The organism is Beduinella massiliensis, from assembly GCF_900199405.1.
Taxonomy (GTDB): domain Bacteria; phylum Bacillota; class Clostridia; order Christensenellales; family Aristaeellaceae; genus Beduinella; species Beduinella massiliensis.
The window spans coordinates 111,804-136,858 of the sequence record NZ_LT963430.1; the positions used below are offsets into that span (position 1 = coordinate 111,804).

A 25,055-nucleotide genomic window follows, 5' to 3' on the forward strand; every position below is an offset into this window, starting at 1 on the left:
CCCGGTAATCGTGTTATCGCGCGCCGCGCATCAGACGGGGACGCACTTTTTTGACGTAATAGAGTGCGAAGACGTCCAGCGCGCGGTCGTAGACGAGCATCGTGAAGTTCGCGAGTAGCACCATCGCGGCGGTCATGATCCGCGTTGCGCTCTGATAGTCGGCCGCGATGTCCTCCATGTGCAGGACGAAAAGGAGAAAGGCGTACATCGCGCCGATCGCCGCGTTGAAGAGCACCAGCTTGAGGGCAAGGCGCAGGGGCCGCGCTGGAATTTTCTGCAGCCGGGGCTTAAGCAGCGGGTAATAGCCGAAGAAGACGACCAGAAACGCCGCCTCCTTGTCCGGGCCCATCAGCACGGAAAGCAGGGCGACCGCGATATACGCCGCAAGCCCCAGCTTCGTTCCGCACTCCATCACGATGGGAATGAACAGGATGCCCACGAGCACCGGGCAGCAATAGGTAGCCAGCGGGATCAGCCCGCCCATCATCATCACGACGACGCTGAGCGCGCAGAGCATGCCGCACAGTGCCATTTGACGCGTCTTCTTACTCATGAGCGATTCATTCCTCGATCAGCGTATTGGGTACCGCCCAGCCTTCGGGCGAAGCGATGCGGCGGTAGGTATCGAAAGAGCCGCCGGGCCCTTTGAGAAAGTAGGAGAAACTGTCGGTCGCCTGAAGCTCTACGCCCACGGGGCCGCTCGTCTCCAAGATCGTGAGCGTCGCCTTGGGGGCGGAGGTCCCCTCCTCGGTAAATGTGAACACGATGCGGCCGTCCTTGACGGCGTTCTTCGTCACGCTGACGCGGGTGTTGTTGGTCGTGAGCAGGTTGTAAAGCGGACTCAGGTTTTCATAGGCGAGCCGCGTCTCTACGTCTCCATTCTGCGCACAGACGGTGAGCGCGGGATCGCCGGTGAGCGAGGCGAGCTCCGTCTTAAAGCGATTGAACGTGTACGACGCGGACAGCATCCGCAGGACGGCGATGATGAGGAGAACGAGGAGCAGCAGGGAGACGGACAGGAGCATGATAAATCCCTTGGGTTCGGCGCGTCTCATCTTTGTCATGTGAATGCCTCCTTTAAATTGGTATGGCACCCTTTCGACGCGCGCCGTCCGATTACCTGCTGAACGCGGCAAACAAAAAGCGGGCAATGCCCGCTCCGGGCCATCGGCAAAGCCGATGGCCCCGTGCAAAATGAAGGTTCATTTTACAGAAGGCAGGGGCCGCATGGGCCCCTGCCAAAATATCAGTCCTTGGAGTAGAGCCCTACGAGCGCTACGAGCATGCGCGTGCAGGCGTCCATGTCCTCCACGGCGATGTGTTCAAAGCGTCCGTGGAACGCGTAGCCCCCCGTGCAGAGGTTCGGGCAGGGCAGCCCCATGTAGCACAGGCGCGCGCCGTCCGTACCGCCACGTACCGGTACGTCGCGCGGCTCCATGCCCGCGGCGCGCATCGCTGAGCGCGCGTTTTCGACCAGATGAAAGTGCGGGCGTATCATTTCCGCCATGTTGCGATACTGCTCCTTGATCGTAAGCTTCACCGTGCCAACACCATAACGGTGGTTCAGAATCTTTTCAATATGGCGAAGCTGTTGCTTGCGCACCTCGAAATGCGCGGCGTCGTGCTCACGCACGATGTAGCGCAGGCGCGCCTTTTCTACGTCGCCCTGCATGTCGGTCAGGTGGAAGAATCCCTCGCGGTCCTCGGTGTCGCGGGGTGTTTCGCCCGCGGGCAGCATCGCGTTTATTTCCATGGCCACCAGCGAGGCGTTGATCATCGTATCCTTGGAGCTGCCGGGGTGCACGCTCATGCCCTGCACGTCAAAGCACGCGCCGCAGGCGTTGAAGTTTTCGTAGCCCAGCTCGCCCAGGTCGCCGCCGTCCACGGTGTAAGCGAAGGCCGCGCCGAACCCCTCCACGTCGAAGTGTTCGATGCCCTCGCCGATTTCCTCGTCCGGTGTGAAGGAGACGGCCAGACGGCAATGCGGCATGCCGGAGCGCACGATTTCTTCGCAGGCGGTGAGAATCTCCGCGACACCCGCCTTGTCGTCCGCGCCCAGCAGGGTCGTCCCGTCGGTGGTGATGAGCGTCTTGCCCTTGAGCGAGGCGAGCGTAGGGAACTGCGCGGGCGAGAGCACGTCTCCGGAGCCCGCGAGCACGACCTCGCCGCCGTCGTAATTTTCGACGATCTGCGGACGCACGTCCTTGCCGGAAATGTCGGGCGCGGTGTCCATGTGGGCGATGAGGCCCAGACAGGGCAGGGCCTCCAGCCCCGGCGTCGCGGGGAGGACGCCGTAAACGAAGCCGTCGTCCGATACCCTCACGCCCTCAAAGGAGAGGGAGCGCAGTTCGTCCGCGAGCTGCGCGGCCAAGTCAAGCTGGCCGGGGGTAGAGGGGGTGACGCCGGTCGTCTCGTCGGAGGTGGTGTCGACACGGGCATAGCGGAGCAGGCGTTCGAATGCGCGCATGGAAAAATTCCTTCTTTCGTCGTAAATTGGATTCATTTATGGTAGCGCTCGTTCGCGCCGATCTTGCGGGCGCGATAGAGCTGCTCGAGCAGCATCACGCGGGCGAGCTGATGGGGGAACGTCATCCTGGAAAAGGAGAGGCGTTCGTTTGCGCGGCGCATGACCGCCTCCGAGAGACCCAGCGAACCGCCGATCACGAATACCGCACGGCCTACGCCTCGCCCTTCGAGCTCCGAGACGCGCTCCGCGAGCTGCTCCGAGGAGAGCTGTTTCCCTTCGATGCACAGCGCCACGACGTGATCCGTAGGGCGGATGCGCGAAAGAATCGCCTCGCCCTCCTTTTCGCGAATCTTCTGTTCGATGGCGGGCGAGGTGTTCGCGGGCTCCGGCAGGTCCGGCAGCTCGATCTCCTCCACCGCGCCAAAGCGCCGCAGGCGCTTGACGTACTCGTCGGCGGCGTCGCGGTAAAACCGCTCGCGCAGCCTGCCGACGCCGAGAATGACGAGCGTCACAGCAGCACTCCTCCCCACGTGTTATAAAGATAGGTAAATACGAGCAGCGCGCAGACGACCGCGAGCAATGCTTTTTCCAAAATCGTCAGCCTGGCGCTCCCTGCGGGCAGCGCATAGGCGGCGCCGGGCCCGTCGCTTTCGCGGGCGCGAAGGGGAAGCGCAATCAGCAGCGCCCATAGAATCAAGAAAAACAGCATGGAGGGCAGGAGCGAGAGCGTATCCGAAAGGGAGAGCGCGGCCTCCGCCTCCTGCGCCGCTTCACCGGAACGGGCGAGCAGGTACGTGGCGACGAGAGACGCTCCGTTGTGAAAGGCGTGGTAGAGCATGGGCGCGAAGATCGAGCGGGTCTTCACCATGAGGTATCCGAAGAGGAAGCCCAAAAGCAGGTGCAGCGGCAAAGCGGTGAGCTGCCCGTGCATGAGCGCGAAGAGCAGAGCGCTTACGGCCACCGCGCGTCCGGTTCCCTGGGGCTCAAAGGAAGAAAAGAGCAGGCCGCGGAAGAACGATTCCTCGCACAGCGCGGGCAGCACGGCGATGGCGAGCAGCGAGGCCGCCAGTTCCGCAGGGCCGGAGGGCGCGGGAACGGCCGTATCGAGGTTCAGCGGAACGCCCAGCCCGTCCAGCGCGAGAATCCACAGGTTTGAGAGGTAGGAAAAGAGGAAGACGCCCAGCACAGCCGCGAGCGAGAAGGAAACTGCCTCGCTCACGCGAAGCGGGCCGCGCCGCACCGAGGCGCGGGACGCAGGGTAGCGTACGTCCAGCATCAGGTAGGCGGGCAGCGAAAACAACACGATTTCCTGCAGCGCGGAGAGCAGGTAGTACGCACCCTCGCCGATGCCGCCCGGTAAGACCGCGCCGTAAAGCAACGCGAGCGCGGGCCTCGCGAGCACGACGGCGAGCAGGGATAAAAGCGCCGCGGATACCGGCGGGAAGGGGTACTCGCGGCGCTTATCGTCCATAGATCATTCCTCCGGCGGCGTATTCAGGAAGTCGTGAAAGAGGCTCTTATTGCGCACCCAGTTGGTGCTCAGCACAGAGGAGCTGTCCAGCTGGCCGTACTTGAAGGTGCCGTCGGCGGGAATGTGGTATTCGGCGAGGTCCGCGCCGAGCATTTTGTAACCGAGCTGGATGGCCGAAAGGATTTCCAGCGGGTTCATGTCCGTCTCCACGCCGTCGCTGATGGCGTTGTATACCCCTGAAAGGTCCGACAGGCTGAGGTTCCGGCACTTGCGCAGCAGCTCGGTCAGCACCTTGCGCTGGCGCTGCGTGCGGCTGAAGTCGCCGCCCGTGCTGCCATCCAGCGTGTCCCAGCGGTTGCGCATGTAGGCCAGGGCGATGCGTCCCGTCATGTGCGTCATCCCCGCGCCTTTGGGTAGGTTCGGGTCGTCGTGGCGCAGGATGCTGGAAATGGTGTTGGCTTCGTTTTTGGTAATTTCAATGTCCACACCGCCCAACGCGTCGATGAGGAGCTTGACGTTCTCGTAATTGATGAGCACCGTGCCGGAGATGTCGATGGAAAGCTGTTTTTCGAGCACCTGCGTGACCCCGTCGATGCCGTAATGCTTGTAAAGCAGGTTGATCTTCGTGTCGTTTCCCTTGGGATTGGGAACCTTGGTGTCGCGAAGGATGGAGGTGAGGATGAGGCGGTCGTACTTCGTGTCGAAGGTCACGAGCATCATCGTGTCGGTGCGGGCGTCGCTCGCGATTTCGTCCGAGTAGGTATCCAGGCCGAGCAGCAGATAATGGCGAACCTGGGTGTTTTCTTCCGCCGCGGCTGCGTCCTCGCACAGCGCGGGCAGGGACAGGACGCTGAGAAGAATCGTCAGACATATAAGAAGCTTTGAGCGCAAGGTGCGTTCCTCCTCCAGAATTTTAATCGGAAAGGCGGTTTGTCATTTAACGCGCCGGACGCGCAAAAGACTGCAAGGGAATAATCCCTATTATTATACGCCGCGAGCGCTCGCCGGACAAGCCCCACAATCGCATTCCGGAAAATTGCACGGTGCACAAGGCGTGAAACACAAAAAAAGGGGGCGCATGGCCCCCTCTCCTTCAAGCGGATATTTTAATGATGCGACGCGATTTCCATGCCCGCGGTGAGCACGCCCGCGTGCGACAGCAGGCTGCTTCCGGCCGAGGGCAGGCTGGCGCCCAGGATGCGCTGCGCGTCGGACAGCCTGTCGGGATTTCCCGTAAACCGGTGCGCGGCGAGCAGACATTCCAGCAGCAGCGAAGCGCCAGAGGGGACGCTCTCGTCCGTGACTGCGCTGATGCGCACCGGCAGGTCGCGCACGTCGCTGCCCGTGAGCGCGGGCCTGCCGTCCGGCGGAACGAACAGGCGCATCGTCTCGTCGAGGAAATGCAGCGCGCTCTTGCGCCAGGGCGTCTGCTTGTCGGCCTCTGAGAGCGCGAAGAGCGAAAGCGCGTAGGCGGCGTACCCGTCGAGCGTCGCGGGGCTGGAGGGCGTTCCGGCGGACCAGGCGCCGAAGAGCCGCCCGCGCTCCACCATGTATTCGCCCACGAAGCGCGCGGCCTGAGAAGCCGCCTGCACGTAATGCGACAAGCCGAGCTGGCGGCCGAGCACGGACAGCGCCAGAATGCTGAGCGCGTTGCCCGTCAGCGTCGCCTGCTCGATGACGCGGGGGGCGGGGCGTTCTTTCCTGATTTCCATCAGCTTCGGCCGCATTGCCCGCAGAAACGCTTCGTCCGCCTCGCGCAGGCCCGCGTCCAGATAGGGCAGAACGCCCTGATGCTTGCGGTCGCCCGGCGCGTGCAGGATATGCAGCAGCGCGCAACACCGCGCGCCGTCCTCCGGCCCGAGCGCCGCCTCCACCTCTTCGGGCGTCAGCAGGTAATAGGCGCCCTCGCCGCGCGGATCGTCCGCGTCTTGAGAGGAATAGAAGCCGCCCTCCTTGAAGCGCAGGGTGGAGAGCATGTAGTCCGCCGCGTCGATGGCCGGATCCGGCATGCCGCAGCGCAGGAACAGCAGCGCGAGCTGCGCGTTGTCCACCAGCATCTTTTCGTAGTGCGGCGTCCGCCACATCGCGTCCACCGCGTAGCGGAAGAAGCCCCCGCCCACCAGGTCGTGGATGCCGCCGCGCGCCATCGCATCCGCCGCCCGGTGCAGCATCTGCCCTGCGGGCGTCTCGTCCTCCGCGCCCGGCTGCGAGGCGGCGCGCGCGCGTTCCATCAGGAAGCGCAGCGCGGGCACGTTGGGGAATTTGGGCGCCTTGCCGATGCCACCGGCATGGCGGTCCTCGGCGGCGAGCAGATCGCGCTCGAGCTGGGTGCAAAGCGCGCCCATGTCCGCGTGCGCGCTGGCGTGCGCTTGAAACACCGCGCCCGAAAGCTGGTCGGCCCAGCTGTAGATGCGCGAGCGGTCGCTCGCCCATAGGCTGCTCAGGCGGCTGAGCAGCGCGCGCATGCCGGTCTGGCCGCCGCGCGTCTGCGCGGGAAAGTAGGTGCCCGCGAAGAAGGGGCGCCGGTCGGGCAGCAAAAAGACGGAGAGCGGCCAGCCCCCCTCGCCGTTGAGCGCGACGCACGATTCCATGTAATAGGCGTCTACGTCCGGACGCTGCTCTCGGTCCACCTTGACGGAGACAAAGTGCGCGTTCAGCAGCTCCGCGACGATGGGATCTTGAAAGGCGTCCTGCGCCATGCGGTGGCACCAGTGGCAGCTCGCGTAGCCGCTGGAGAGGAAGACGGGCACGTCCCTGCGCGCGGCCTCCTCAAACGCCTCGTCGCCCCAGGGGAACCACGCGATCGGCTGGGCGGCGTGTGCGAGAAGATAGGGGGAAGTTTCGCCTGAAAGGCGTGAAGATGCAAGCTGCATGCGGTCACCTCCTGCGATGATGGCCCTAGTATGCGCTCGCGCGCCTGCATTTATGTGCGCGGATGCGGATGTTTTGAGTCGCGTGAAACGACGCTGTGAAAAATTTTGATCGCGCTTTGAGCCGCTTGGTGATATACTGAACTTATCAAGAATGAGGGATGTGTGCAAATGAAGGCAGTCTGTTTTTCCGCGGCGACCGGCGGCGGGCACAACGCGGCGGCCCAGGGGGTCGCGCAGGCGCTGACGTCCCTGGGCGTTAAGGCGGATTGTCTGGACTGCCTGCGGTTCGCGGGCGAGCGCATGGCGCGCGCTGTGGAAGGCGCCTACGTCGGCGTGGTGCGCAATTATCCGTCCCTGTTCGGAAAGATCTACCGGGCGGGCGCGTTCGTCTCCTCGCCCCGACGCAAGAGCCCGGTCTACTACGCGAACGCGCTGTACAGGGATCGAATGGCCGCTTATCTGGACGCGGAGAAGCCGGACATCGTCGTGTGCCCGCACATCTTCGCCGCGCAGACGATCAGCAGCCTGCGCGCCGTACGTACGCTCCCCTTGACGGCGGGCGTGATGACGGACTACACCTGCGCGCCCTTTTGGGAAGAGGTCGATCTGGACGTTTTTTATACCCCAAGCGCGCGTCTTACAGAGGAATATACCGCACACGGAATGGATGCCGCGCGTCTCGTGCCGCTGGGCATTCCGGCCAGCCCGGCGTGCGTGCCCTGCGCGGACAGGGCCGCGGCAAAGTCTCTTCAGGGCATCGGCCCGACGGAGGCGCACGTGCTGCTCATCGGCGGCTCGATGGGCGCGGGCAACCTGCCCGAGGTGCTGGCGGAGATTTTGACCCTGCCGGAGCGCGTGCGCGTCACGGTGGTGTGCGGCAGCAACGAGCGGGTGAAGGCGCAGATCGAGCGGTCGTTCGACGTGGGTTCCCGCCTGCGGGTGCTGGGGCGGGTGCAGCCGCTCTTTGACCTGCTCGACAGCGCGGACGTGGTCGTCACCAAGCCGGGCGGCCTCACGAGCACGGAGGTCATGCAAAAGCGATTGCCGCTCGTGCTCATCCACCCCATCGAGGGCGTGGAGACGCAAAACGCGGCTTTCTTCGAGCGCGAGGGTGCGGCCTGTTGGGCGAAGCAGGCGGGGGAAACGGCGGCGTTCGCGCGGCATCTGCTGGAAGAAGACGCCGCACGAGCCGCGCAGCGGGACGCGCAGGAACGGCTGGTTTCGGGCACGGCGGCGATGGACATCGCGCGCGACCTGATCGCCCGCGCGCACAGATTATAAAAGGAGGGGAAGGCTATGGCATGGAGAATGATCCTGTTTACCCTGGCGGGATACCTGTCGGGCGGCGTCATGTACTCTTATTACATTCCCCGGCTGATGACGGGGGGCGACGTGCGCACGCAGAACGACGACCAGAACCCCGGCGCAGCAAATGCCTTTCGGCTTTGCGGGCCGGCGGTGGGCGTCCTGTGCGCGATGCTGGACGTGCTCAAGGCGGCGGCGCCCGTCTACGCCGCGATCGTCTGGGGCGGCCTTAGCGGCTGGTATCTGGCGCCGGTCGCGCTTTCGCCGGTGCTGGGTCACGCGTACCCTGTGACGTTGGGTTTTCGGGGCGGCAAGGCAATCGCCTCGATGTTCGGCGCGCTGCTGGGCCTGTGGCCGGTGTCGCACGTCGTACTGCTGCTGGCGGGGGTCGTGCTGCTGCTCCTGCCGGTGCTGCGCAACCATGCGATGCTGATGTTCACCAGCGTCTGCGTCTTCGCAGCGCTGACGCTGCTGGTGGAGCCGCTGCGCTTCGTGCGTTTTGTCGCCGGCGGCGTGCTCGTCATCGTCGGCAGCCGCCACGTCCGCGAGGCGAATGCCGCGCTGGAGGCGGCAAAGGCGCAGCTCGCGGCCTGGCGCGAGGGGCGCAAGGCGGTCTGAATTACAGGCAAAATGAAAATACCGTTTCGGGAAAGTCCCGGAACGGTATTTTTGTTGAATCAAACGGCTTTCGCCGGCGCATGCGGGTGCAAGGCAGACGCGCGGGCTCTCGATTATGGAACCCATACCTGCGGGGAATGTTCCGGAACGGACGGGCCGTCCGCACGCGCGGGAGAAAAGAGCGTCAGGAACACGAGAAGCAAAACAGCGGCAAACCGGCGCATGGCAACCCCTCCTATTTTGGAATGATGATCTGATCGTCTGTGTCTTGTCTATATATTAGACGCGGAATATGGCGGGAAGGTTGCAGGAAAAAGGAAGAATTGTAATATTTCGGGCGATTTTGACGTGTTGGCTTCGGACCGTTGTGTAAAATCGCATTTTACATGGACGCTTTACATGTAACGCGCATTTTACATTTGCGCGCATGCTGATTTTACACGGGAAATGTATACTGATCGCGTACAAAGAACCGAACGATGTGAAGCGGAAAAAGAAAGGATGACTCTGAATATGAAGAAGTTTGTTTCGACGGTACTGGCGGTTGCCCTGTGCGCGACGAGCGCGCTGGCCATGGCGGCCGACGACATCACGGTGGTTTCCCGCGAGGACGGCTCCGGCACGCGCGGCGCGTTCGTCGAGCTGATGGGCGTCGAGGTCAAGGGCGAGGACGGAAGCAAGAAGGACATGACCACCGAAGAGGCGGTCATCGCGAACAGCACCGACGTGGTGATGCAGAACGTGGCCTCCGACAAGAACGCGATCGGCTACATCTCCCTGGGCAGCCTGAACGACACGGTCAAGGCGGTCACGATCGACGGCGCGGCCCCGAGCGTCGAGACCATCAAGGACGGCAGCTATAAGGTTTCCCGCCCCTTCTACATCGCCACCAAGGGCGAGGTCAGCGAGATCACGCAGGACTTCATCTCCTTCATCCTGAGCGCTGAGGGTCAGGAAGTCGTGGGCTCCAGCTACATCAAGGTGGACGACGCGGCCCCGGCCTACGCGGGCACGAAGCCGGAAGGCAAAATCGTCGTCGCCGGTTCCTCCTCCGTCACCCCGGTGATGGAGAAGCTGGCCGAGGCGTACAAGGCGGTCAACGACAAGGCGACCATCGAAATCCAGATGAGCGACTCCACCGCCGGCATGACGGGCGCGGTGGACGGCACCTGCGACATCGGCATGGCCAGCCGCGAGCTGAAGGATTCTGAGGCGGAAGCGCTCACCGGCACGGTCATCGCGATGGACGGCATTGCGATCATCGTCAACAACGAGAACGCGGTGGACGGCCTCACCGTCGAGCAGGTGAATGGCATCTACACCGGCGAGATCACGAGCTGGGCGGGCGTGAAGTAAGCCCCAGAAAAGCTGAAGGATGCCGGGGATCTTCCCCCGGCATCCTTTGGGCGCGTTGGAGGACTGCGATGAAACATTATAGAGAAGGCCTGATGCGCGGCGTGTTCGCCCTTTGCGCGATCACGTCCATCCTGGCCGTGGCCCTGATCTGCCTCTTCTTATTCGCAAACGGCATCCCCGCCATCGGCAAGATCGGTCCGCTGTCGTTCCTGCTGGGCAGGGAGTGGGCGCCGACGGACGTGCCCCCTTCCTTCGGCATTCTGCCGATGATTCTGGGCAGCGTGTACGTAACGGCGGGAGCGATTCTGATCGGCGTGCCGATTGGCCTGCTCACGGCGGTCTTCATGGCGCGCTACTGCCCGGCGGGCCTGTACCGGCTGCTCAAGCCCGCGCTCTCGCTGATGGCGGGCATCCCCTCGATCGTATACGGCTTTTTCGGCATGGTGTTCATCGTGCCCATGGTGCGTTCCCTCTTCGGCGGCAACGGCAACAGCATCCTTTCCGCATCCCTATTGCTTGGACTCATGATTCTGCCGACCGTCACGGGCATCAGCGAGAGCGCCATCCGCGCGGTGCCCGCTCCCTATTACGAGGGCGCTCTGGCGCTGGGCGCGACGCACGAACGCGCGGTTTTCTTCGTGGAGCTGGGCGCCGCGCGGTCCGGCATCCTGGCGGCCGTCGTGCTGGGCATCGGCCGCGCCATCGGTGAGACGATGGCCGTCATCATGGTCGCTGGCAATCAAGCGCGCATGCCCAAGGGCATTCTCAAGGGCGTGCGTACGCTGACCGCGAACATCGTCATGGAGATGGGCTACGCGGCGGAGCTGCACCGGGAAGCGCTGATCGCGACCGGCGTGGTGCTCTTCGTGTTCATCCTGCTCATCAACCTCTCGTGCAGCGCGCTCAGAAAGGGGAAGGACGCATGACAAAACAGGGAATCAACCGCCTGACATTTGCCAAGAAGGCGCGGGCTTATGCGCGCAACCCCCTCTCCCTTGCGCTGATGCTGCTGGTGGTGATTTCAGCGGCGGCGACGTTTTCTGCGCTGCTGTTTTTGATCGGCTACATTCTGGCAAAGGGTATTCCGAACCTGACGCCCTCGCTCTTTGCCCTGGAGTACAACAGCGAGAACGTCTCCATGCTGCCGGCGATCATCACCACCCTCATGATGACGGGGCTTTCGCTGCTGATCGCCGTGCCGCTGGGCGTGTTCTCGGCGGTGTATCTGGTGGAGTACGCCAGGCGCGGCAGCAAGCTGGTCAAGGCCGTGCGCATGACGGCGGAGACGCTTTCGGGCATCCCCTCGATCGTGTTCGGCCTGTTCGGCATGCTGTTCTTCGTGACGTTTCTCAGGTGGAATTACTCGCTGCTCGCGGGCGCGATGACGCTTGCGATCATGGTGCTGCCCGCGATCATGCGCACCACGGAGGAAGCGATGCTCGCCGTGCCGGACATGTACCGCGAGGCCAGCTTCGGCCTGGGCGCGGGCAGGCTTCGCACGGTGTTTCGCATCGTGCTGCCCAGCGCCATGCCGGGCATCGCCGCGGGCGTGATCCTGGCGGTGGGGCGCATCGTGGGCGAGACGGCGGCGCTGATCTACACCTCGGGCACGGTCGCCAAGGTGCCTGAAAATCTGTTTGCCTCGGGCCGCACGCTGGCGGTGCACATGTACTCGCTCTCGCGCGAGGGACTGCACACCGGGGAGGCCTACGCCACGGCCGTGGTGCTGCTGGTGGTGGTGCTTTTGATCAACGGCCTGTCGGAGCTGATCGCCCGCAGATGGACGAGGGGGAACTGATAAGATGGATACATTCACGATTGAAAAGCTGAACCTCTATTACGGCGACTTTCACGCGCTGAAGGACGTGTCGATGCACGTCGAAAAGAACGAAATCACGGCCTTCATCGGCCCCTCGGGCTGTGGAAAGTCCACGCTGCTCAAGTCGCTCAACCGCATGAACGACCTGGTAGAGGGCTGCCGCATCGAGGGAAGCGTGCGGCTTTGCGGCGAGGACATCTACGGCGACATGGACGTGAACCTGCTCAGGCGGCGCGTGGGCATGGTATTCCAAAAGCCGAACCCCTTCCCCATGAGCGTGTACGACAACATCGCCTATGGCCCGCGCACGCACGGGGTTACGCAGCGCGCGCGGCTGGACGAAATCGTGGAAAGGAGCCTGCGCAGCGCGGCGATCTGGGACGAGCTCAAGGATCGCCTGAAGAAGAGCGCGCTGGGCCTCTCCGGCGGGCAGCAGCAGCGCCTTTGCATCGCCCGCGCGCTGGCGGTGGAGCCGGAGGTGCTGCTGATGGACGAGCCCACCAGCGCGCTGGACCCGATCTCCACGACCAAGATCGAGGAGCTGGCGCAGACGCTGAAGGAGCGGTACACGATCGTCATCGTCACGCACAACATGCAGCAGGCCACGCGCATCTCAGACAAAACGGCGTTCTTCCTGTTGGGCGAGGTCGTGGAGTTCGGCGCGACCGAACAGGTCTTTTCCATGCCGCGCGACAAACGCACGGAGGATTACATCACGGGGAGGTTCGGATAAGATGCGCATTCGCTTTGACGGGCAGCTGGAGCGGCTCAGCGATCTTTTGATGGAAATGGGCGGGCTGATCGAGCGCGCAATCGACGGCGCGGTGACGGCTCTGGAAAAGCGCGACGTGGAAAAGGCGCGCGCCGTCACAAGAAATGACGAGGAAATCAACCGCATGGAGCAGGAAATCGAGAGCCTGTGCTTGAAACTTTTGTTGCAGCAGCAGCCTGTGGCACGGGATCTGCGCTTCATCTCTGCGGCGCTCAAGATGATCACGGACATGGAGCGCATCGGGGATCAGGCGGCGGACATCTGCGAGATCGTGGTGCTGCTGGCGAAGGACGGCGCGCAGGCGACGCCCGTGCACATCACGCAGATGGCGCGCGCGACCATCCAGATGGTGACGGACAGCCTGGACGCCTTCGTGCGCCGGGACGAGGAGCTGGCGCGGTCGGTCGTCAGCGAGGACGACGAGGTGGATAAGCTCTTCAGCGCGGCGCGGGCCGACTTGATCGAGCGCATTCGCGAGCAGCGCGAGAGCGCTGAGGAGGCGATCGACCTGATGATGATCGCCAAGTATCTGGAGCGCATCGGCGACCACGCGACGAACATCGCGGAGTGGGTGGTCTACTCCATTACGGGCGTGCACAGCAGCCTGCAATAGGCGGCGCCCAAAGCGGGCGCGCCGCGTTTCAAGGCGTTTTTCCCCCGGCGCGCCGGCTTTACGGCAATGCGTCCGTCTTGAACCGCCTGCCTGCCCGCGGAAAAGGATGCGTCTGATGAAGGAATTCCCCCGCTCCGCCGTGAGGCGAAAGACGGGGTGTTGGGGGGGACAAAGCCTCTCAAATAAGGAGGGAAAGGCATGCCTACGGTTTACTGCGTCGAGGACGACGCGAGCATTCGCGAGCTGGTGCTTTACGCGCTTTCCGCGGGCGGTTTTGAGGCGCGCGGCTTTGAGGACGGCGCCTCCATGCGGGCGGCGCTGGAAAAGGAGACGCCCGACCTGCTGCTGCTGGACATCATGCTGCCGGACGAGGACGGGCTTTCCATCCTTTCGCGCCTGCGCGCGGCGTCCAGGACGCAGAAGCTTCCAGTCATCATGCTGACAGCCAAGGGCTCGGAGTACGACAAGGTCAAGGGATTGGACGCGGGGGCGGACGACTACGTGACCAAGCCCTTTGGCGTGATGGAGCTGCTTTCGCGCGTGCGCGCGGTGCTTCGCCGCGCGGGCGTGGAGGAGAGGCCGGAGCGCCTGCGGCTCGGGAGCATCGAGATGGACACGGCAGCGCATACCGTCGCCTCGGACGGCGCGGAGATCACCTTGACCCATAAGGAATACGAGCTGCTGTTCGCCCTGATGCAAAACGCGGGCCATGTGCTCTCGCGCGAGCAGCTCATGCAGAAGGTCTGGGGCTACGACTTTGAGGGCGAGAGCCGCACGGTGGACGTGCATGTGAAGACGCTGCGCCAGAAGCTGGGCGCGGGCGGCGCGCAGATCAAGACAGTGCGCGGCGCGGGGTATAAGCTGGAGGAGCGGGGATGAAGAGAAGGCTGTATGCGCGCATGTGCGCGCTCTCTTTGGCGATGACGCTCCTGACGGCGGTGCTGCTGCTTAGCACCGTCTATCCTTTTTTTCAGGACCGCGTGCACGCGGAAATGCGCGCGGAGACGCAAACGCTCGCCGTCGGCCTCCTACAGGCGGCAAGCGAAGACGGCTATCTCGCGGCCCTGCGAACGAGCGACGCGCGCGTGACGCTGCTCTCCCCGGAAGGCGAGGTGCTCTTCGACACGGACGCGGACGCCGCCCTGATGGAGAACCATCAGGACAGGCCGGAGGTTGCGCAGGCGCTGACAAAGGGCGGCGGCGAGGATACGCGCCGCTCGCGGACGCTGCTGGAAAACATGTATTACAGTGCGCTGCGCCTTTCAGATGGCCGCGTGCTGCGTCTGGCGCGTCCGGCGGCGAGCGCCGCCGCGACGCTCGTGCAGGGGCTTCCCGTCATCCTGCTGGTGCTGCTGCTGTGCGTGGCCGCGAGCCTGCTGCTCTCCGGCCGCTTCACCCGCAGCGTGCTCGCCCCGCTGGATAAGATCGACATGGATCACCCGGAGGACAGCGTCTGCTTCGAGGAGCTCCAGCCGTTCGTGCGCCGCATCGCGCACCAGCAGGAGCAGCTCGCCGAGAAGCTGACCGATCTGGCCGCCCAGCGCGACCGCATCGCCTCCATTACCAGCCACATGCGCGAGGGGCTCGTCTTCGTCGATGCCTCGGGCGCGGCGGTCATGGTCAATGAGAGCGCGCTCGACCTGCTCGGCGCGCGCGGCACCGCCTGGCAGGGCGCGCACTTCGTGCGCATCTCGCGCTCTATCGCCCTGCGCGAGGCGCTGGAGGCGGCGCTGCACGGCGAAAGCGTGGAAGGGGACGTGGATCTCACCGGCCGCACCTATCGCTTCGTCGCGAGCCCCGTCTACGAAGGGAGCGCGGCCGGCGGGGCGATCCTGCTGCTCAGCGACGTAACCGAGCGGCGGAGGGCGGAGCGCATGCGCCGAGAATTCACAGCCAACGTGTCTCACGAACTGCGCTCGCCGCTCACCAGCATTTCCGGCTTTGCGGAGATGATGGCCTGCGGCATGGTGCGCGACGGCGACATGAAGGGATGCGCCGCGCGCATCAAGCAGGAGGCGGACCGCATGGTGACGCTGATCGGAGACATCCTGCGCCTGTCGCAGCTCGACGAGCTCCGGCCAGATTCCTTCACCGAACCCGTGGCGCTGTTGGGCGTCCTGCGCGACGTGGCGGCGCGGCTTCAGCCGCAGGCCGACGCGCGCGGCATCGCCCTCACCGTAAGCGGCGAGGCGTGCTGCGTGCGCGGGGACAAGGTGATGCTCGAGGAGCTGGCACAGAACCTGTGCGACAACGCGGTCAAGTACAATCACGACGGCGGCCTGGTGGAAATGACGCTGCATGCTGAGGGCGCGCAGGCGGTGCTTTGCGTGCGCGATACGGGCATCGGCATCCCGCGCGAGCACCAGGCGCGCGTATTTGAACGCTTTTACCGCGTGGACAAGAGCCGCTCCAAGAAGACGGGCGGCACCGGACTGGGCCTGTCCATCGTGCGTCACGTGGCCGAGGCGCACGGCGGCAGCGTGCGCATGACCAGCGCGGAGGGCGAGGGCACGACGTTTGAGGTGAGGCTGCCGCTCCTGCGGCAGGCGTGAGGGCGCGGCGTATCCATTTGTGAAATCAGGCTGTGCGGCGGTCAGCTGCCGTACAGCCTGATTTCTTTGCCCGTATGCACGCCGGGCGTGCGCAGCTGCTGCGCCTCCATTCGGCTGGCGGCGCGGTAACGGCGCGGAAAGTCCGGGTTGGATACAGCGCTCAGGGGGATGTCGCGGCCTTCACGCGGGCGCTCGTTCCAGAGCTCGTCCTCGGTGGCGAAGGAGTGGCAGCAGTTTCCGATCAGCCCGAGTTCGATGACTACGCGGTTGCATTTGCCGTGGCTGTTGTGCATGCAGCAATAACAGCCGCAGTGACAGACGGTTGGCATAAGTTCGCTCCTCTCATGAAAATTTTGAGATATCAATAGATATCTTATGACATTATATCACGGTAAGTGAGATCATAATAGACCTACATTCTATTCTCAATGTAGGTGATTTGTTTATGAAGAAAGAGACGAAGGACTATCCGCTGAGGCTGGATAAAAAGACGATGTTTAAGCTCCACTATATTGCGCAGAGCGAGGACCGTCCTATCAGCCGCGAACTCACTCGTCTCGTCCGCAAGAGAATTGCGGAGTTCGAGGCGGAGCACGGCGTCATCGAGACGCCCTTTGACGACGCCGAACAAAAGTGAGCGACCCGGAATTAGCCCGATTCCATAAAACCGTATAAACCACGTTGGCTGCCCGAGGAATCGGACGGCCTTTTTGTTCGCCCAGTGTGCCGGACGGGGGAGAGGCTCAAGGGCTCCCGGCGACCCGCCGGCCATGCGGAAACCGACGCCTGAACGGAAAATTTACAAAGTTTTCTCATCTTTTCCCTTGACAAAGACGAGTTTTCGGATTATACTGAACTCAAAAGTGAGAATGATTCTCACAAATGAAAAAACAAGCGCCCGTAACGAGCGCGGAAAGAAAGAGGGATTTGATTATGGAACTGAAGAGCAGCAAGACGTATGAGAACCTGCAGGCCGCGTTCGCCGGCGAAAGCCAGGCGCATACCAAATATCAGTACTACGCTTCCAAGGCGCGCAAGGACGGCTACGAGCAGATCGCCGATCTGTTCATGGAGACCTCGCACAACGAGAAGGAGCACGCGAAGATCTGGTTCAAGCTGCTGCACGACGGCGTGCCCTCCACGCCCGAAAACCTGCTGGATGCGGCGCAGGGCGAGAACTACGAGTGGACCGATATGTACGACGGCTTCGCCAAGACCGCAAAGGAAGAGGGCTTTGAGCACATCGCCTTCCTGTTCGAGCAGGTCGGCAAGATCGAGAAGGAGCACGAGGAGCGCTACCGCAAGCTGCTTTCCAACGTGAAGGAAGGCGTCGTCTTCTCCCGCGAGGGAGATCAGATCTGGCAGTGCGCCAACTGCGGCCACATTGTGGTGGGCAAGAAGGCGCCGGAGGTTTGCCCGGTCTGCTCGCACCCGCAGTCCTACTTCCAGATTCTCGCGAAGAACTACTGATTTGGATCGCCCGGCGGCTTGGCCGCCGGGCGTCTTTATCCGTCCGCCTTTGACGCAAACCCTTGCACCCCCTGCCGGTCGCCGCATACGGTGAACGGAGGGGGTGTTTTCATTGCATATTTTATCGGTGTTGCTGCTGGGCGTAGCCACCAATCTGGATAATCTCATCATCGGCATGAGCATGGGCTTTCAGGGCAAGCGCATCAGCCCCGCGCAAAACGGCGTCATCGCCGCGCTTTCGGCTGCGGCCGCGTTCGTCTGCTGCTACGTATCCTCCCTGTGCGCCGCGGTCGGCCGCATTCCGAACATATTGGGCGGCGTGCTGCTCATCCTGCTGGGCGCCGGACCGCTGATGATTCACAGAAAGCCGCACGCGCAGGAAGAAGGGTGTCCGGCGAAGCCCGGTGGGCCGGGAGCGCTTTCCTGGCGGGAGACGCTGGTACTCGGCCTCGCCCTCGCGGCCAACTGCCTGGCGACGGCGTTTGCAGCGGGCATGACGGGCCTGGGGCCCGTGCCCATCGCCCTGGTGACGGGCGGCTTCAGCCTGCTTTGCGTCGGGGTGGGGAACCTGCTCGGGCGCAGGGGGAGCCGGCTTGTCTCCGGCCCCTGGCTGGAGCGGACGGCGGCTGTGCTGCTCATCCTCATCGGCGTCTGGGAAATTGGGGTGTAAGATGTCAGGCGCGCCCTTGCCACGGCTCGGGCGCTATGGTATAATGACCTCAAATTTCATGAGCACATGCGGCTGCGCTGCCGCCGGGTAGCGCGCCGGAAGCATTCGGGTTCACGCCTTTAGGCCTCGTAGGCGTGAAACACCGGATGCTTTTTTGGGCTTTAGGAGGACGAGCCATGAACGACCGCCGGCAATTCGCGCGCTACGTATCCCAGCAGATCTTCGGCATGCTGGGCCTTTCCTGTTACATCCTGGCCGATACCTTCTTTATCTCCGCGGGCATGGGCGCTGGGGGGCTCGCATCCCTGAACCTGGCGATCTCGGTGTACAGCGTCATAAACGGCGCCGGCCTGATGGCCGGCATCGGCGGGGCGACGCGCTACGCCGTCTTCCGGGCGCAGGGCGACGCGCGGCGGGCGAACCGCGCCTTTACGGACGCACTGCGCTTGGGGATGCTGGCGGCGGCGCTGTTTGCGGCGCTGGGACTTTTCGGAACGGAGCCGCTTTGCCGCGCGCTTGGAACCGACGCGCAGACGCATGCGATGACCCGCGTCTACCTGCGGACGATCCTGCTCTTTGCACCCTGCTTCATCCTCAATAACCTGCTGCTCGCCTTTGTCCGAAACGACGGCGCGCCTCGTCTGGCGATGGCGGCCATGCTCGCGGGCAGCTTCTCCAACATCCTGCTCGACTACCTGTTCCTCTTTCCGCTGCGTCTGGGCATGTTCGGCGCGGCCTTTGCGACGGGTCTTGCGCCCATCGTCAGCATGGCGGTGCTGAGCCCGCATTTTGCGCGGGGCGGCTGCGGCTTCCGCCCTGTCGCCTGCGGCCTGAGCGCCCGGCGCATGGCGGGCGTCGCCGTCCCGGGGCTGGCCGCGCTGGTCATGGAAGTCTCCACGGGCCTTTTGCTGATGGTCTCCAACCGCGTCATCCTGGCGCTTTCAGGCACGGTCGGGGTTGCGGCTTACGGCGTGGTGGCGAACCTCGCGCTGGTGGCGACGGCGCTCTTCTCCGGGCTGGCGCAGGGCATTCAGCCGCTGGTGAGCGAGCGCTGCGGCCTCGGCGACCGGGCGGGCATGCGGGGCGTCCTGCGCCGGGCGCTGCGCGTCGCCCTGCTGCTGGCGGCGGGGCTGTATGCGATGGTTTTCCTGCTGGCGGAGCCGGTAACCGCCGCGTTCAACGGGGAAGGGAACGAGGCGCTGCGCGCACTCGCCGTCCCGGGTTTGCGCATTTACTTTTCGGGCTTTCTCTTCGCGGGCGTGAACATCGTGCTGGCCGCCTTTTTCAGCGCCGGGGGACGCGAGCGAGCGGGCTTCGCCCTTTCCCTGCTGCGCGGCTGCGCCGCGCCCCTGCCTGCGGTGGCGGCGCTGGGGGCGTGGCTGGGCATGACCGGCGTGTGGCTTGCCTTTCCCTGCGCGGAGCTGGCGGCGCTTTTTCTGGCGCTGCGCATGGCGCGCCGCGCAGGGTGAAGCGGCATAAGCGCTCTTTTCGACATTTTTACGTTCGGACGGCATGCTTGCGGGGTGTTCGTTCGTCTAATAAGATGTAATGACGAATCCCGAACCGGCGGAATGCTTCGCATTTCACGGATAAACATGGTATAATGAGCGAATAGGACGCGCGATTGCGCCCCTAAAGTACTCCTGGAAGGGAGCGATACGCTCTGTCGGAAGCATGGTATGAAATCGCATCGTTAAGCATGCGATATGTGTTTATCTTTCTCGCCTTTATGGTTGTATATAGGGCGCTCAACTGGATTCTCCGCGATTACCATCTTCGGCGGCAGGTGATGCAGAAACTGCCGGACGCAGGCTTCATCGGCGCCTTTTACGTGATGAGCGGCGAGAGCCGGAGGATGGAGGCGGGCGACGAGATCAACCTGCCCTGCGAGGGGACGCTCGGCAGCGCGCGCGCGTGCGACGTGTGCGTGCACCACAGCAGCGTGCCCGCAAAAGCAGCGATTTTCTGGCTGGAAAAAGATGGGCTGCACATGGTGCCCGCCGATCCGGAGGGGTTCCTCGCGGACGGCGCGCACGTGGGATCCGGCGATGAGGCGGTGCTGCTGCACGGCGCCTCGGTCTGCGTGGGTGAGGTGCTTTTGCAGCTTCGGCTGTTCTCGGGCGTGGAGCTGCTGGGCGCTTTGGACGCGGACGGCGAGCCCTACGTGACGCCGGAGGCGCGCAGGCGCGCGAGCCGGGGAAAGAAGCCGCCCGTGAAATCCGCCGCGCGCCGCCGCCGCCGGGCGGACGAACCGGAGGAGACGGCGCTGAGCGACTTCGAGTCCGACCGGACGCAGGAGAAGCCGAAGCGCGCGCGCCAAACCGTATCTCAAAAGCCGCAGGAAAAAGCGGCGGGCGGCAAAGGCGCGGCGCGCAGGCCCACGGCGCGCGGGAAGGCAAAGGGCGCGCCCGCAGAGGCAAAGGCCGTTTCGCCTGCGGTGGCGAAGGCCATCCGGCGCAAGCGCAGAGACGGCGTGCCGGATGACAACCCCATTTACGGGGGAAACGACGATGACGATTAAGAGAGGGAGGGGATGCCCGTGAAGAAGCGGCCGGTCAAGACGCCGATTCGTTCGCTGGTTGCGGCGATCATGCTCTTTGAAATCCTCGCCTTCCTGCTCATCGCCATGCACCCGGACAGGCAGGAGACGGAAATGCTCCAGGCGATCTCGCTCGCGCTGTACATGCCCGCGCTCTGCTGGTTTTCCACGATGATTCTGCCGAAATTTCTGCCCGCCGACCGATTGCTGATGGCGCTGATGAACTTCCTTTGCGGCGTCGGCGTCGTGATCCTGTACAGCATGCTGCCGGAAAAGGGCACGAAGCAGGCGATGTTTTACGGACTGGGCTTGATGGTCATGGTCGTGTGCATCCTGGTCGTGCGCATCATCCGCTCGTGGCGGATGCTCTGCTGGCTCATCATTCCCGCAGGGCTGGGGCTGCTGCTGCTGCCGTTGCTCTTCGGCTCCTGGCAGGACGGCGCGAAGAACTGGGTTTCGGTGCCGTTTCTGGGCTCCTTTCAGCCCTCCGAAGTCGTCAAGCTCATGCTGCTCGTCGTGCTGGCCTACTTCTTCAGCGCGCACCGCACGCTGCTTCAGATGACGCCCGCCATCATCTTCACCGGCGGCTGTCTCGGGCTGCTGATGCTCCAGCGCGACCTGGGCACGGCGCTGATGTACTACTTTACCGCCATCATCCTGTTCTACGCGGCCTCCGGCAACGTGCCGCTCACCGTGGCGGGCCTCGGCGGCGGCGCGGGCGCGGCCGTGGTGGGCTACAACATGTTCGCCCACGTCAAGGTACGCGTGGCCATGTGGCGGAACCCCTGGTCGGACGCGCTGGGCAAGGGATATCAGATCATTCAGGCGCTGCTGGCGATCGGCTCCGGCGGGCTGGTGGGCGTGGGCCTCGGCCTCGGCCAGCCGCGCGTGATTCCCGCCTATTATACGGACTTCGTGTTCGCGGTCATCTGCGAGCAGTTCGGCATCCTGTTTGGCATCTGCGTCGTGGCGGTGTACGTGGTCATCATCGTGCGCGGTATTTCTCTGGCGCTGCGTTCGCGCCGGTCGTTCCTGGCGCTGCTGGCGCTGGGCTGCACGTCGCTTTTGGGCGTGCAGACGTTCGTCATCATCGGCGGCGTCATCAAGCTGATTCCCCTTACCGGCATCACAATGCCCTTTATCAGCTACGGCGGCACCTCGATGCTCTCCTGCATGGGCCTGATGGGCTTCCTGCAGGGCATCTCATCGCGCGTGCGCGAAGACCTGGAGCAGGACATCGAGATGGCCGGCGCGCGGGAGGGGGCGGGGGTTGCATGAAGGAACTTCGGCGTCATATCCGTCTCGTCGCGCTGGCACTGCTCAGCCTCTTCGCGGTTTGGATGCTCTACTTCTGCTATTCGACCTACTTTTACGGCGGGCGCTGGTTCGCCAATCCCTACAACACGCGCATCAGCTCTAAAAAACAGACGGTCATCGCGGGCACCGTGACCGATACGGCCGGCACGGTGCTGGCCTACACGGATACGACCGGGAACCGGCGCTATGCGGACGGGGAGTCCACGCGCCGCGCGGTGTCGCACGTGGTGGGCGACGACAGCGCGAAGGTCGCCAACGGCGTGGAGACGTTTCACGCGCAGTACCTGCTGGGCTTTAACTCCAACGTGCTGGAACGGCTGCTGGACGTCATCAAGGGCCAGCAGCAGCACGGCGACGACGTGCAGCTTACCATCAGCGCGGAGCTTTCCGAGTCCATCTCCAAGGCGTTCCCCAAGGGGCGGCTGGGGGCGGCGGTGGTGCTCAACTACAAGACGGGCGACATCCTCGCGATGGTCTCCAAGGGTGACTTCGACCCGGAGAACATGAGCGAGGCGCTGTCCGACGAGGCGGCGGGCGCGCTGGTCAACCGCGCGACGCAGGGGCTCTATCCGCCGGGATCGGTCTTCAAGATCGTGACGCTGGCCTCAGCCCTCACGGCGATGCCGGACGTGGCGGGCCGCACGTTCGACTGCACGGGCCAGCTTCAGGTGGACAAGTCGGTCGTCACCGACGCGGGCATGGCGGTGCACGGAGAACAGACGCTCGTGCAGGCCTTCTCCAACAGCTGCAACAACATCTTCGCCTCGCTGACGCTGGACCTGGGCTACCAGACGCTGGGCCTCACGGCGCAGGACATGGGCTTTAACGACAACTTCCTCTTCCGCGATCTGGTGGTGTACAATTCCAGCTACCCCATCGACGACAAGAGCCTGGACGACCTCGCGTGGTCGGGCGTCGGCCAGGGCCGCGTGCTGGTGACGCCGCTGCATATGGCGATGATCGCGGGCGCGGTGGCCAACGGCGGCTCCATGATGGAGCCCCGGCTGCTCAAGGCGATCGTCACCCCGCAGGGGCAGACCCGCAAGCTCGCGGGCAGCCGGGTGTATTCCAAGGCGATGAGCGAGGAAGTCGCCGGTACGATCGCGGATTACATGGTGTCCACCGTGCGCGGCGGCACCGCGCGGCGCGCGGCCATCGACGGCTATCGCGTGGGCGGCAAGACCGGCAGCGCGGAGGCGTCGGACGACAAGACGATCGACACGCACGCGTGGTACGTCGGCTTCATCCAGGATGACGAGCATCCGCTGGCTATCGCGGTGGTGGTGGAGTTCGGCGGTTCCGGCGGCCAGGTGGCCGCGCCGCTTGCCAAGAAGGCGCTGCAAAAGGCGCTCGAGCTCGGATTCTGAGCCCCGTAAGGGCTTTGCATCATACGAGACCAAAAGGAGGTTTATCTTATGAAGAAGTTTCTGGCTATGCTCATGGCGCTGTGCCTGCTGATTCCGGCGGGCGCGATGGCGGACGGGTTGACGGTGTCCACGACGTCGCCGTTCTCCGATTACGATTTTGCCGCGCAGATTTACGTGGACGCGCTGGCCGCCTGGGAGCAGGAGTCGGGGAACATGGTGGAGGATTCCTCCGCGCTGCCCGACGAAAACTGGATGTCCACGGTGAAGGAGGGGCTGACCGGCGGCACGCTGGACGTGCTCTTCTACCCCACCAGCAGCTTCACGGATGAGATGGCCGCGCAGTTCGTGCCCGCCGTCGAGATCGCCGCGAAGTATCCCGAGCTCACGCTGCCCGCTCCGGACAACCTGCGGCAATCGGACGGCAACGTATACGCCCTGCCGCTGCGCTACACCTGGGTCGCGCTGTACGTCAACGCGGACCTGTTCGAGATCAACGGCGTGGCGCTGCCCACGACCTGGCAGCAACTGATGGACGCAGTGGCGAAGTTCAAGGCGCTGGGCCTCACCCCGATTTCCAACGCGCTGAGCGACTGGCCGCACGACCTGGTGGACAGCGTGGTGCTTTCTGCCGGTGCGCCGCAGGACCATAACGCGGACCCGAAGCAGGGAGTGCCCGCCTCCTACGCGCGCGGCATGGATATGCTGAAGGAGCTGTACAACGCGGGCGCGTTCGGCACGGACGCCCTGACGATTGCGGACGACGAGGCCTCGCGCCGCTTCGTCGAGCATGAGGCCGCGATGCGCGTGGACGGCGAATGGCTGGGCGCATCGCTTCCGGCCGAGCAGATGGAACGGACCATCGTGATCGCGCTGCCCGCATATGGCGAGGGCGCGGTCGAGGGCGCGCTGGTCGGCGGCGCTACCATCGGCTGCTACATCACGCGCGCCGCGTGGAACGACGATGCGCGCCGCGAGGCGGCGGTCTCTCTGGTGAAGGCTTTGCTGACCGGTGAGAACAGCGAAAAGCTGGCCTACTCTTTCTCCGGCAGGCTGCTGGACAGCGCCAAGACCATGACCCAGGGCGCGCCGGCGTTCGTGCGTTCGCTGATGGACGTGGGCGGCGAGGGCTTCTACACCTGGATGGCGGAGCTGCCGGACATTCTCAACGGCAGCGCGGACGCGAACAGCGTGCTCGGCAGCGCGTTCTAAGCAAAGTATAGAAGAAAAATCCGCAGGGCTGGCTTAATGGACGCAGCCCTGCGGATTTTTAACGATCGGTCGTGGAAGCGTAATACAGCGCGTTACGCCCCGAACCCCACCCACGCGCACAGAAGCGAAAGAGCGGCCGCGCACAGCACGTCGGAGGGATAGTGCATGCCGGTCAGCACGCGCGAAGCGCAGACGAAGGCGGCCAGGGGAATGGCGACGATGCCCAGCGGCGCGCAGGCGTAGGTCAACGCGCACGCGATGACGACTGCGCAGGCCGCGTGGCGGCTGGGCAGGCTCTTGCCCTTGCCGGGCTTGTGGGGCAGCAGCGGCCGAAAGCCCAGCGCGTCGTAAGGCCGCGGGCGGTTGATGGCGGCGCGCAGCGCGCTTGACAGGGCGAAGACGACCGCGGGAACGCCGATGACGCGCACCGCGATCGCGGGCCGCGCGAACATCACGAAAAGGCAGAGCCCCGCGTACAGAAAGGCCAGCAGATAGGGCGCATAGCGGAAGCAGAAGACCCAAGCGTCCTTGTGCGGGCCCTTAAAGCAGGCGATCATCGCTTCATAGCGTTGTTTGGTCATCCCGGAGCCTCCCCGAATGGAATGCCCTCATCATAGCACAAAACGGCGCATTATGC

Annotated in this window: 26 protein-coding genes; 17 read left to right on the forward strand and 9 right to left on the reverse strand. The window is 64.1% G+C overall.

Annotation, left to right across the window (positions count from 1 at the left end):
• Window positions 1-13: 13 nt before the first annotated feature.
• From C1725_RS01350 to C1725_RS01380, 7 genes are all read right to left on the reverse strand, one after another.
• Window positions 14-553, reverse strand: coding sequence for a hypothetical protein (locus C1725_RS01350; RefSeq protein WP_146009096.1), 540 nt, complete (start codon window positions 551-553; stop codon window positions 14-16).
• Window positions 554-560: 7 nt separating this feature from the next.
• Window positions 561-1,064 carry a hypothetical protein gene (locus C1725_RS01355; protein WP_102409897.1) on the reverse strand — a complete coding sequence of 168 codons (504 nt, stop codon included), beginning with the start codon at window positions 1,062-1,064 and terminating at the stop codon, window positions 561-563.
• 182 nt (window positions 1,065-1,246) lie between these two features.
• Window positions 1,247-2,467: a peptidase T gene (gene pepT / locus C1725_RS01360; RefSeq protein ID WP_102409898.1), complete on the reverse strand. Its 1,221-nt coding sequence runs from the start codon at window positions 2,465-2,467 to the stop codon at window positions 1,247-1,249.
• Between the two features lie 32 nt (window positions 2,468-2,499).
• The gene (rlmH, locus tag C1725_RS01365) at window positions 2,500-2,979 is read right to left on the reverse strand and encodes a 23S rRNA (pseudouridine(1915)-N(3))-methyltransferase RlmH (protein WP_102409899.1); all 480 of its coding nucleotides are present in this window, start codon (window positions 2,977-2,979) and stop codon (window positions 2,500-2,502) included.
• Window positions 2,976-3,938, reverse strand: a complete 963-nt coding sequence (locus C1725_RS01370) for a CPBP family glutamic-type intramembrane protease (protein ID WP_102409900.1) — start codon at window positions 3,936-3,938, stop codon at window positions 2,976-2,978. The genes rlmH and C1725_RS01370 overlap by 4 nt, the downstream gene beginning before the upstream one ends.
• A gap of 3 nt (window positions 3,939-3,941) precedes the next feature.
• Window positions 3,942-4,829, reverse strand: coding sequence for an LCP family glycopolymer transferase (locus tag C1725_RS01375; protein WP_102409901.1), 888 nt, complete (start codon window positions 4,827-4,829; stop codon window positions 3,942-3,944).
• 215 nt (window positions 4,830-5,044) lie between these two features.
• Complete coding sequence (locus tag C1725_RS01380) at window positions 5,045-6,811, reverse strand: DUF255 domain-containing protein (protein ID WP_102409902.1); 1,767 nt, start codon at window positions 6,809-6,811, stop codon at window positions 5,045-5,047.
• Window positions 6,812-6,979: 168 nt separating this feature from the next.
• On the opposite strand from C1725_RS01380, the gene C1725_RS01385 reads away from it, so the two are divergent.
• The 9 genes from C1725_RS01385 to C1725_RS01425 all read left to right on the forward strand — a co-directional run bounded on the left by C1725_RS01385 (window position 6,980) and on the right by C1725_RS01425 (window position 15,846).
• Window positions 6,980-8,092, forward strand: a complete 1,113-nt coding sequence (locus C1725_RS01385; RefSeq protein ID WP_102409903.1) for an MGDG synthase family glycosyltransferase — start codon at window positions 6,980-6,982, stop codon at window positions 8,090-8,092.
• Window positions 8,093-8,107: 15 nt separating this feature from the next.
• Window positions 8,108-8,734 carry a glycerol-3-phosphate acyltransferase gene (locus C1725_RS01390; RefSeq protein WP_102409904.1) on the forward strand — a complete coding sequence of 209 codons (627 nt, stop codon included), beginning with the start codon at window positions 8,108-8,110 and terminating at the stop codon, window positions 8,732-8,734.
• Between the two features lie 513 nt (window positions 8,735-9,247).
• A complete protein-coding gene (locus C1725_RS01395) occupies window positions 9,248-10,090 on the forward strand; it encodes a substrate-binding domain-containing protein (protein WP_102409905.1) in 843 nt (280 codons plus the stop codon).
• A gap of 68 nt (window positions 10,091-10,158) precedes the next feature.
• Complete coding sequence (gene pstC, locus C1725_RS01400; protein ID WP_102409906.1) at window positions 10,159-11,016, forward strand: phosphate ABC transporter permease subunit PstC; 858 nt, start codon at window positions 10,159-10,161, stop codon at window positions 11,014-11,016.
• Window positions 11,013-11,888: a phosphate ABC transporter permease PstA gene (gene pstA / locus C1725_RS01405; protein WP_102409907.1), complete on the forward strand. Its 876-nt coding sequence runs from the start codon at window positions 11,013-11,015 to the stop codon at window positions 11,886-11,888. The genes pstC and pstA overlap by 4 nt, the downstream gene beginning before the upstream one ends.
• A gap of 4 nt (window positions 11,889-11,892) precedes the next feature.
• Window positions 11,893-12,642 carry a phosphate ABC transporter ATP-binding protein PstB gene (gene pstB, locus C1725_RS01410; protein ID WP_102409908.1) on the forward strand — a complete coding sequence of 250 codons (750 nt, stop codon included), beginning with the start codon at window positions 11,893-11,895 and terminating at the stop codon, window positions 12,640-12,642.
• A gap of 1 nt (window position 12,643) precedes the next feature.
• Complete coding sequence (gene phoU / locus C1725_RS01415) at window positions 12,644-13,294, forward strand: phosphate signaling complex protein PhoU (RefSeq protein WP_102409909.1); 651 nt, start codon at window positions 12,644-12,646, stop codon at window positions 13,292-13,294.
• A 198-nt stretch (window positions 13,295-13,492) separates the two neighbouring features.
• Window positions 13,493-14,173: a winged helix-turn-helix domain-containing protein gene (locus C1725_RS01420; protein ID WP_102409910.1), complete on the forward strand. Its 681-nt coding sequence runs from the start codon at window positions 13,493-13,495 to the stop codon at window positions 14,171-14,173.
• Window positions 14,170-15,846 (forward strand): ATP-binding protein, encoded by a 1,677-nt coding sequence (locus C1725_RS01425; RefSeq protein WP_102409911.1) that lies wholly within the window; start codon window positions 14,170-14,172, stop codon window positions 15,844-15,846. The genes C1725_RS01420 and C1725_RS01425 overlap by 4 nt, the downstream gene beginning before the upstream one ends.
• Window positions 15,847-15,887: 41 nt before the next feature.
• Here the strand turns inward: C1725_RS01425 and C1725_RS01430 are convergent, their stop codons facing one another.
• Complete coding sequence (locus C1725_RS01430; protein WP_102409912.1) at window positions 15,888-16,175, reverse strand: hypothetical protein; 288 nt, start codon at window positions 16,173-16,175, stop codon at window positions 15,888-15,890.
• Between the two features lie 116 nt (window positions 16,176-16,291).
• On the opposite strand from C1725_RS01430, the gene C1725_RS01435 reads away from it, so the two are divergent.
• From C1725_RS01435 to C1725_RS01470, 8 genes are all read left to right on the forward strand, one after another.
• The gene (locus C1725_RS01435; protein WP_102409913.1) at window positions 16,292-16,483 is read left to right on the forward strand and encodes a TraY domain-containing protein; all 192 of its coding nucleotides are present in this window, start codon (window positions 16,292-16,294) and stop codon (window positions 16,481-16,483) included.
• 296 nt (window positions 16,484-16,779) lie between these two features.
• Entirely contained in the window at window positions 16,780-17,316 is a 537-nt protein-coding gene (gene rbr, locus C1725_RS01440) for a rubrerythrin (RefSeq protein ID WP_102409914.1), read from the forward strand.
• A gap of 112 nt (window positions 17,317-17,428) precedes the next feature.
• On the forward strand, window positions 17,429-17,986 hold the full coding sequence (locus C1725_RS01445; RefSeq protein WP_346026225.1) for a manganese efflux pump MntP: 558 nt from the start codon (window positions 17,429-17,431) through the stop codon (window positions 17,984-17,986).
• Window positions 17,987-18,162: 176 nt separating this feature from the next.
• On the forward strand, window positions 18,163-19,455 hold the full coding sequence (locus C1725_RS01450; RefSeq protein WP_102409916.1) for an MATE family efflux transporter: 1,293 nt from the start codon (window positions 18,163-18,165) through the stop codon (window positions 19,453-19,455).
• 320 nt (window positions 19,456-19,775) lie between these two features.
• A complete protein-coding gene (locus tag C1725_RS01455) occupies window positions 19,776-20,507 on the forward strand; it encodes a hypothetical protein (protein WP_346026226.1) in 732 nt (243 codons plus the stop codon).
• Window positions 20,508-20,525: 18 nt separating this feature from the next.
• A complete protein-coding gene (locus C1725_RS01460; protein WP_346026227.1) occupies window positions 20,526-21,803 on the forward strand; it encodes an FtsW/RodA/SpoVE family cell cycle protein in 1,278 nt (425 codons plus the stop codon).
• Window positions 21,800-23,209 carry a penicillin-binding transpeptidase domain-containing protein gene (locus C1725_RS01465; protein WP_102409919.1) on the forward strand — a complete coding sequence of 470 codons (1,410 nt, stop codon included), beginning with the start codon at window positions 21,800-21,802 and terminating at the stop codon, window positions 23,207-23,209. The genes C1725_RS01460 and C1725_RS01465 overlap by 4 nt, the downstream gene beginning before the upstream one ends.
• 48 nt (window positions 23,210-23,257) lie before the next feature.
• On the forward strand, window positions 23,258-24,418 hold the full coding sequence (locus tag C1725_RS01470) for an extracellular solute-binding protein (protein WP_102409920.1): 1,161 nt from the start codon (window positions 23,258-23,260) through the stop codon (window positions 24,416-24,418).
• A gap of 92 nt (window positions 24,419-24,510) precedes the next feature.
• Here C1725_RS01470 and C1725_RS01475 read toward each other — a convergent pair whose 3' ends face one another.
• Window positions 24,511-24,999 (reverse strand): phosphatase PAP2 family protein, encoded by a 489-nt coding sequence (locus C1725_RS01475; RefSeq protein ID WP_102409921.1) that lies wholly within the window; start codon window positions 24,997-24,999, stop codon window positions 24,511-24,513.
• Between the last annotated feature and the right edge of the window lie 56 nt (window positions 25,000-25,055).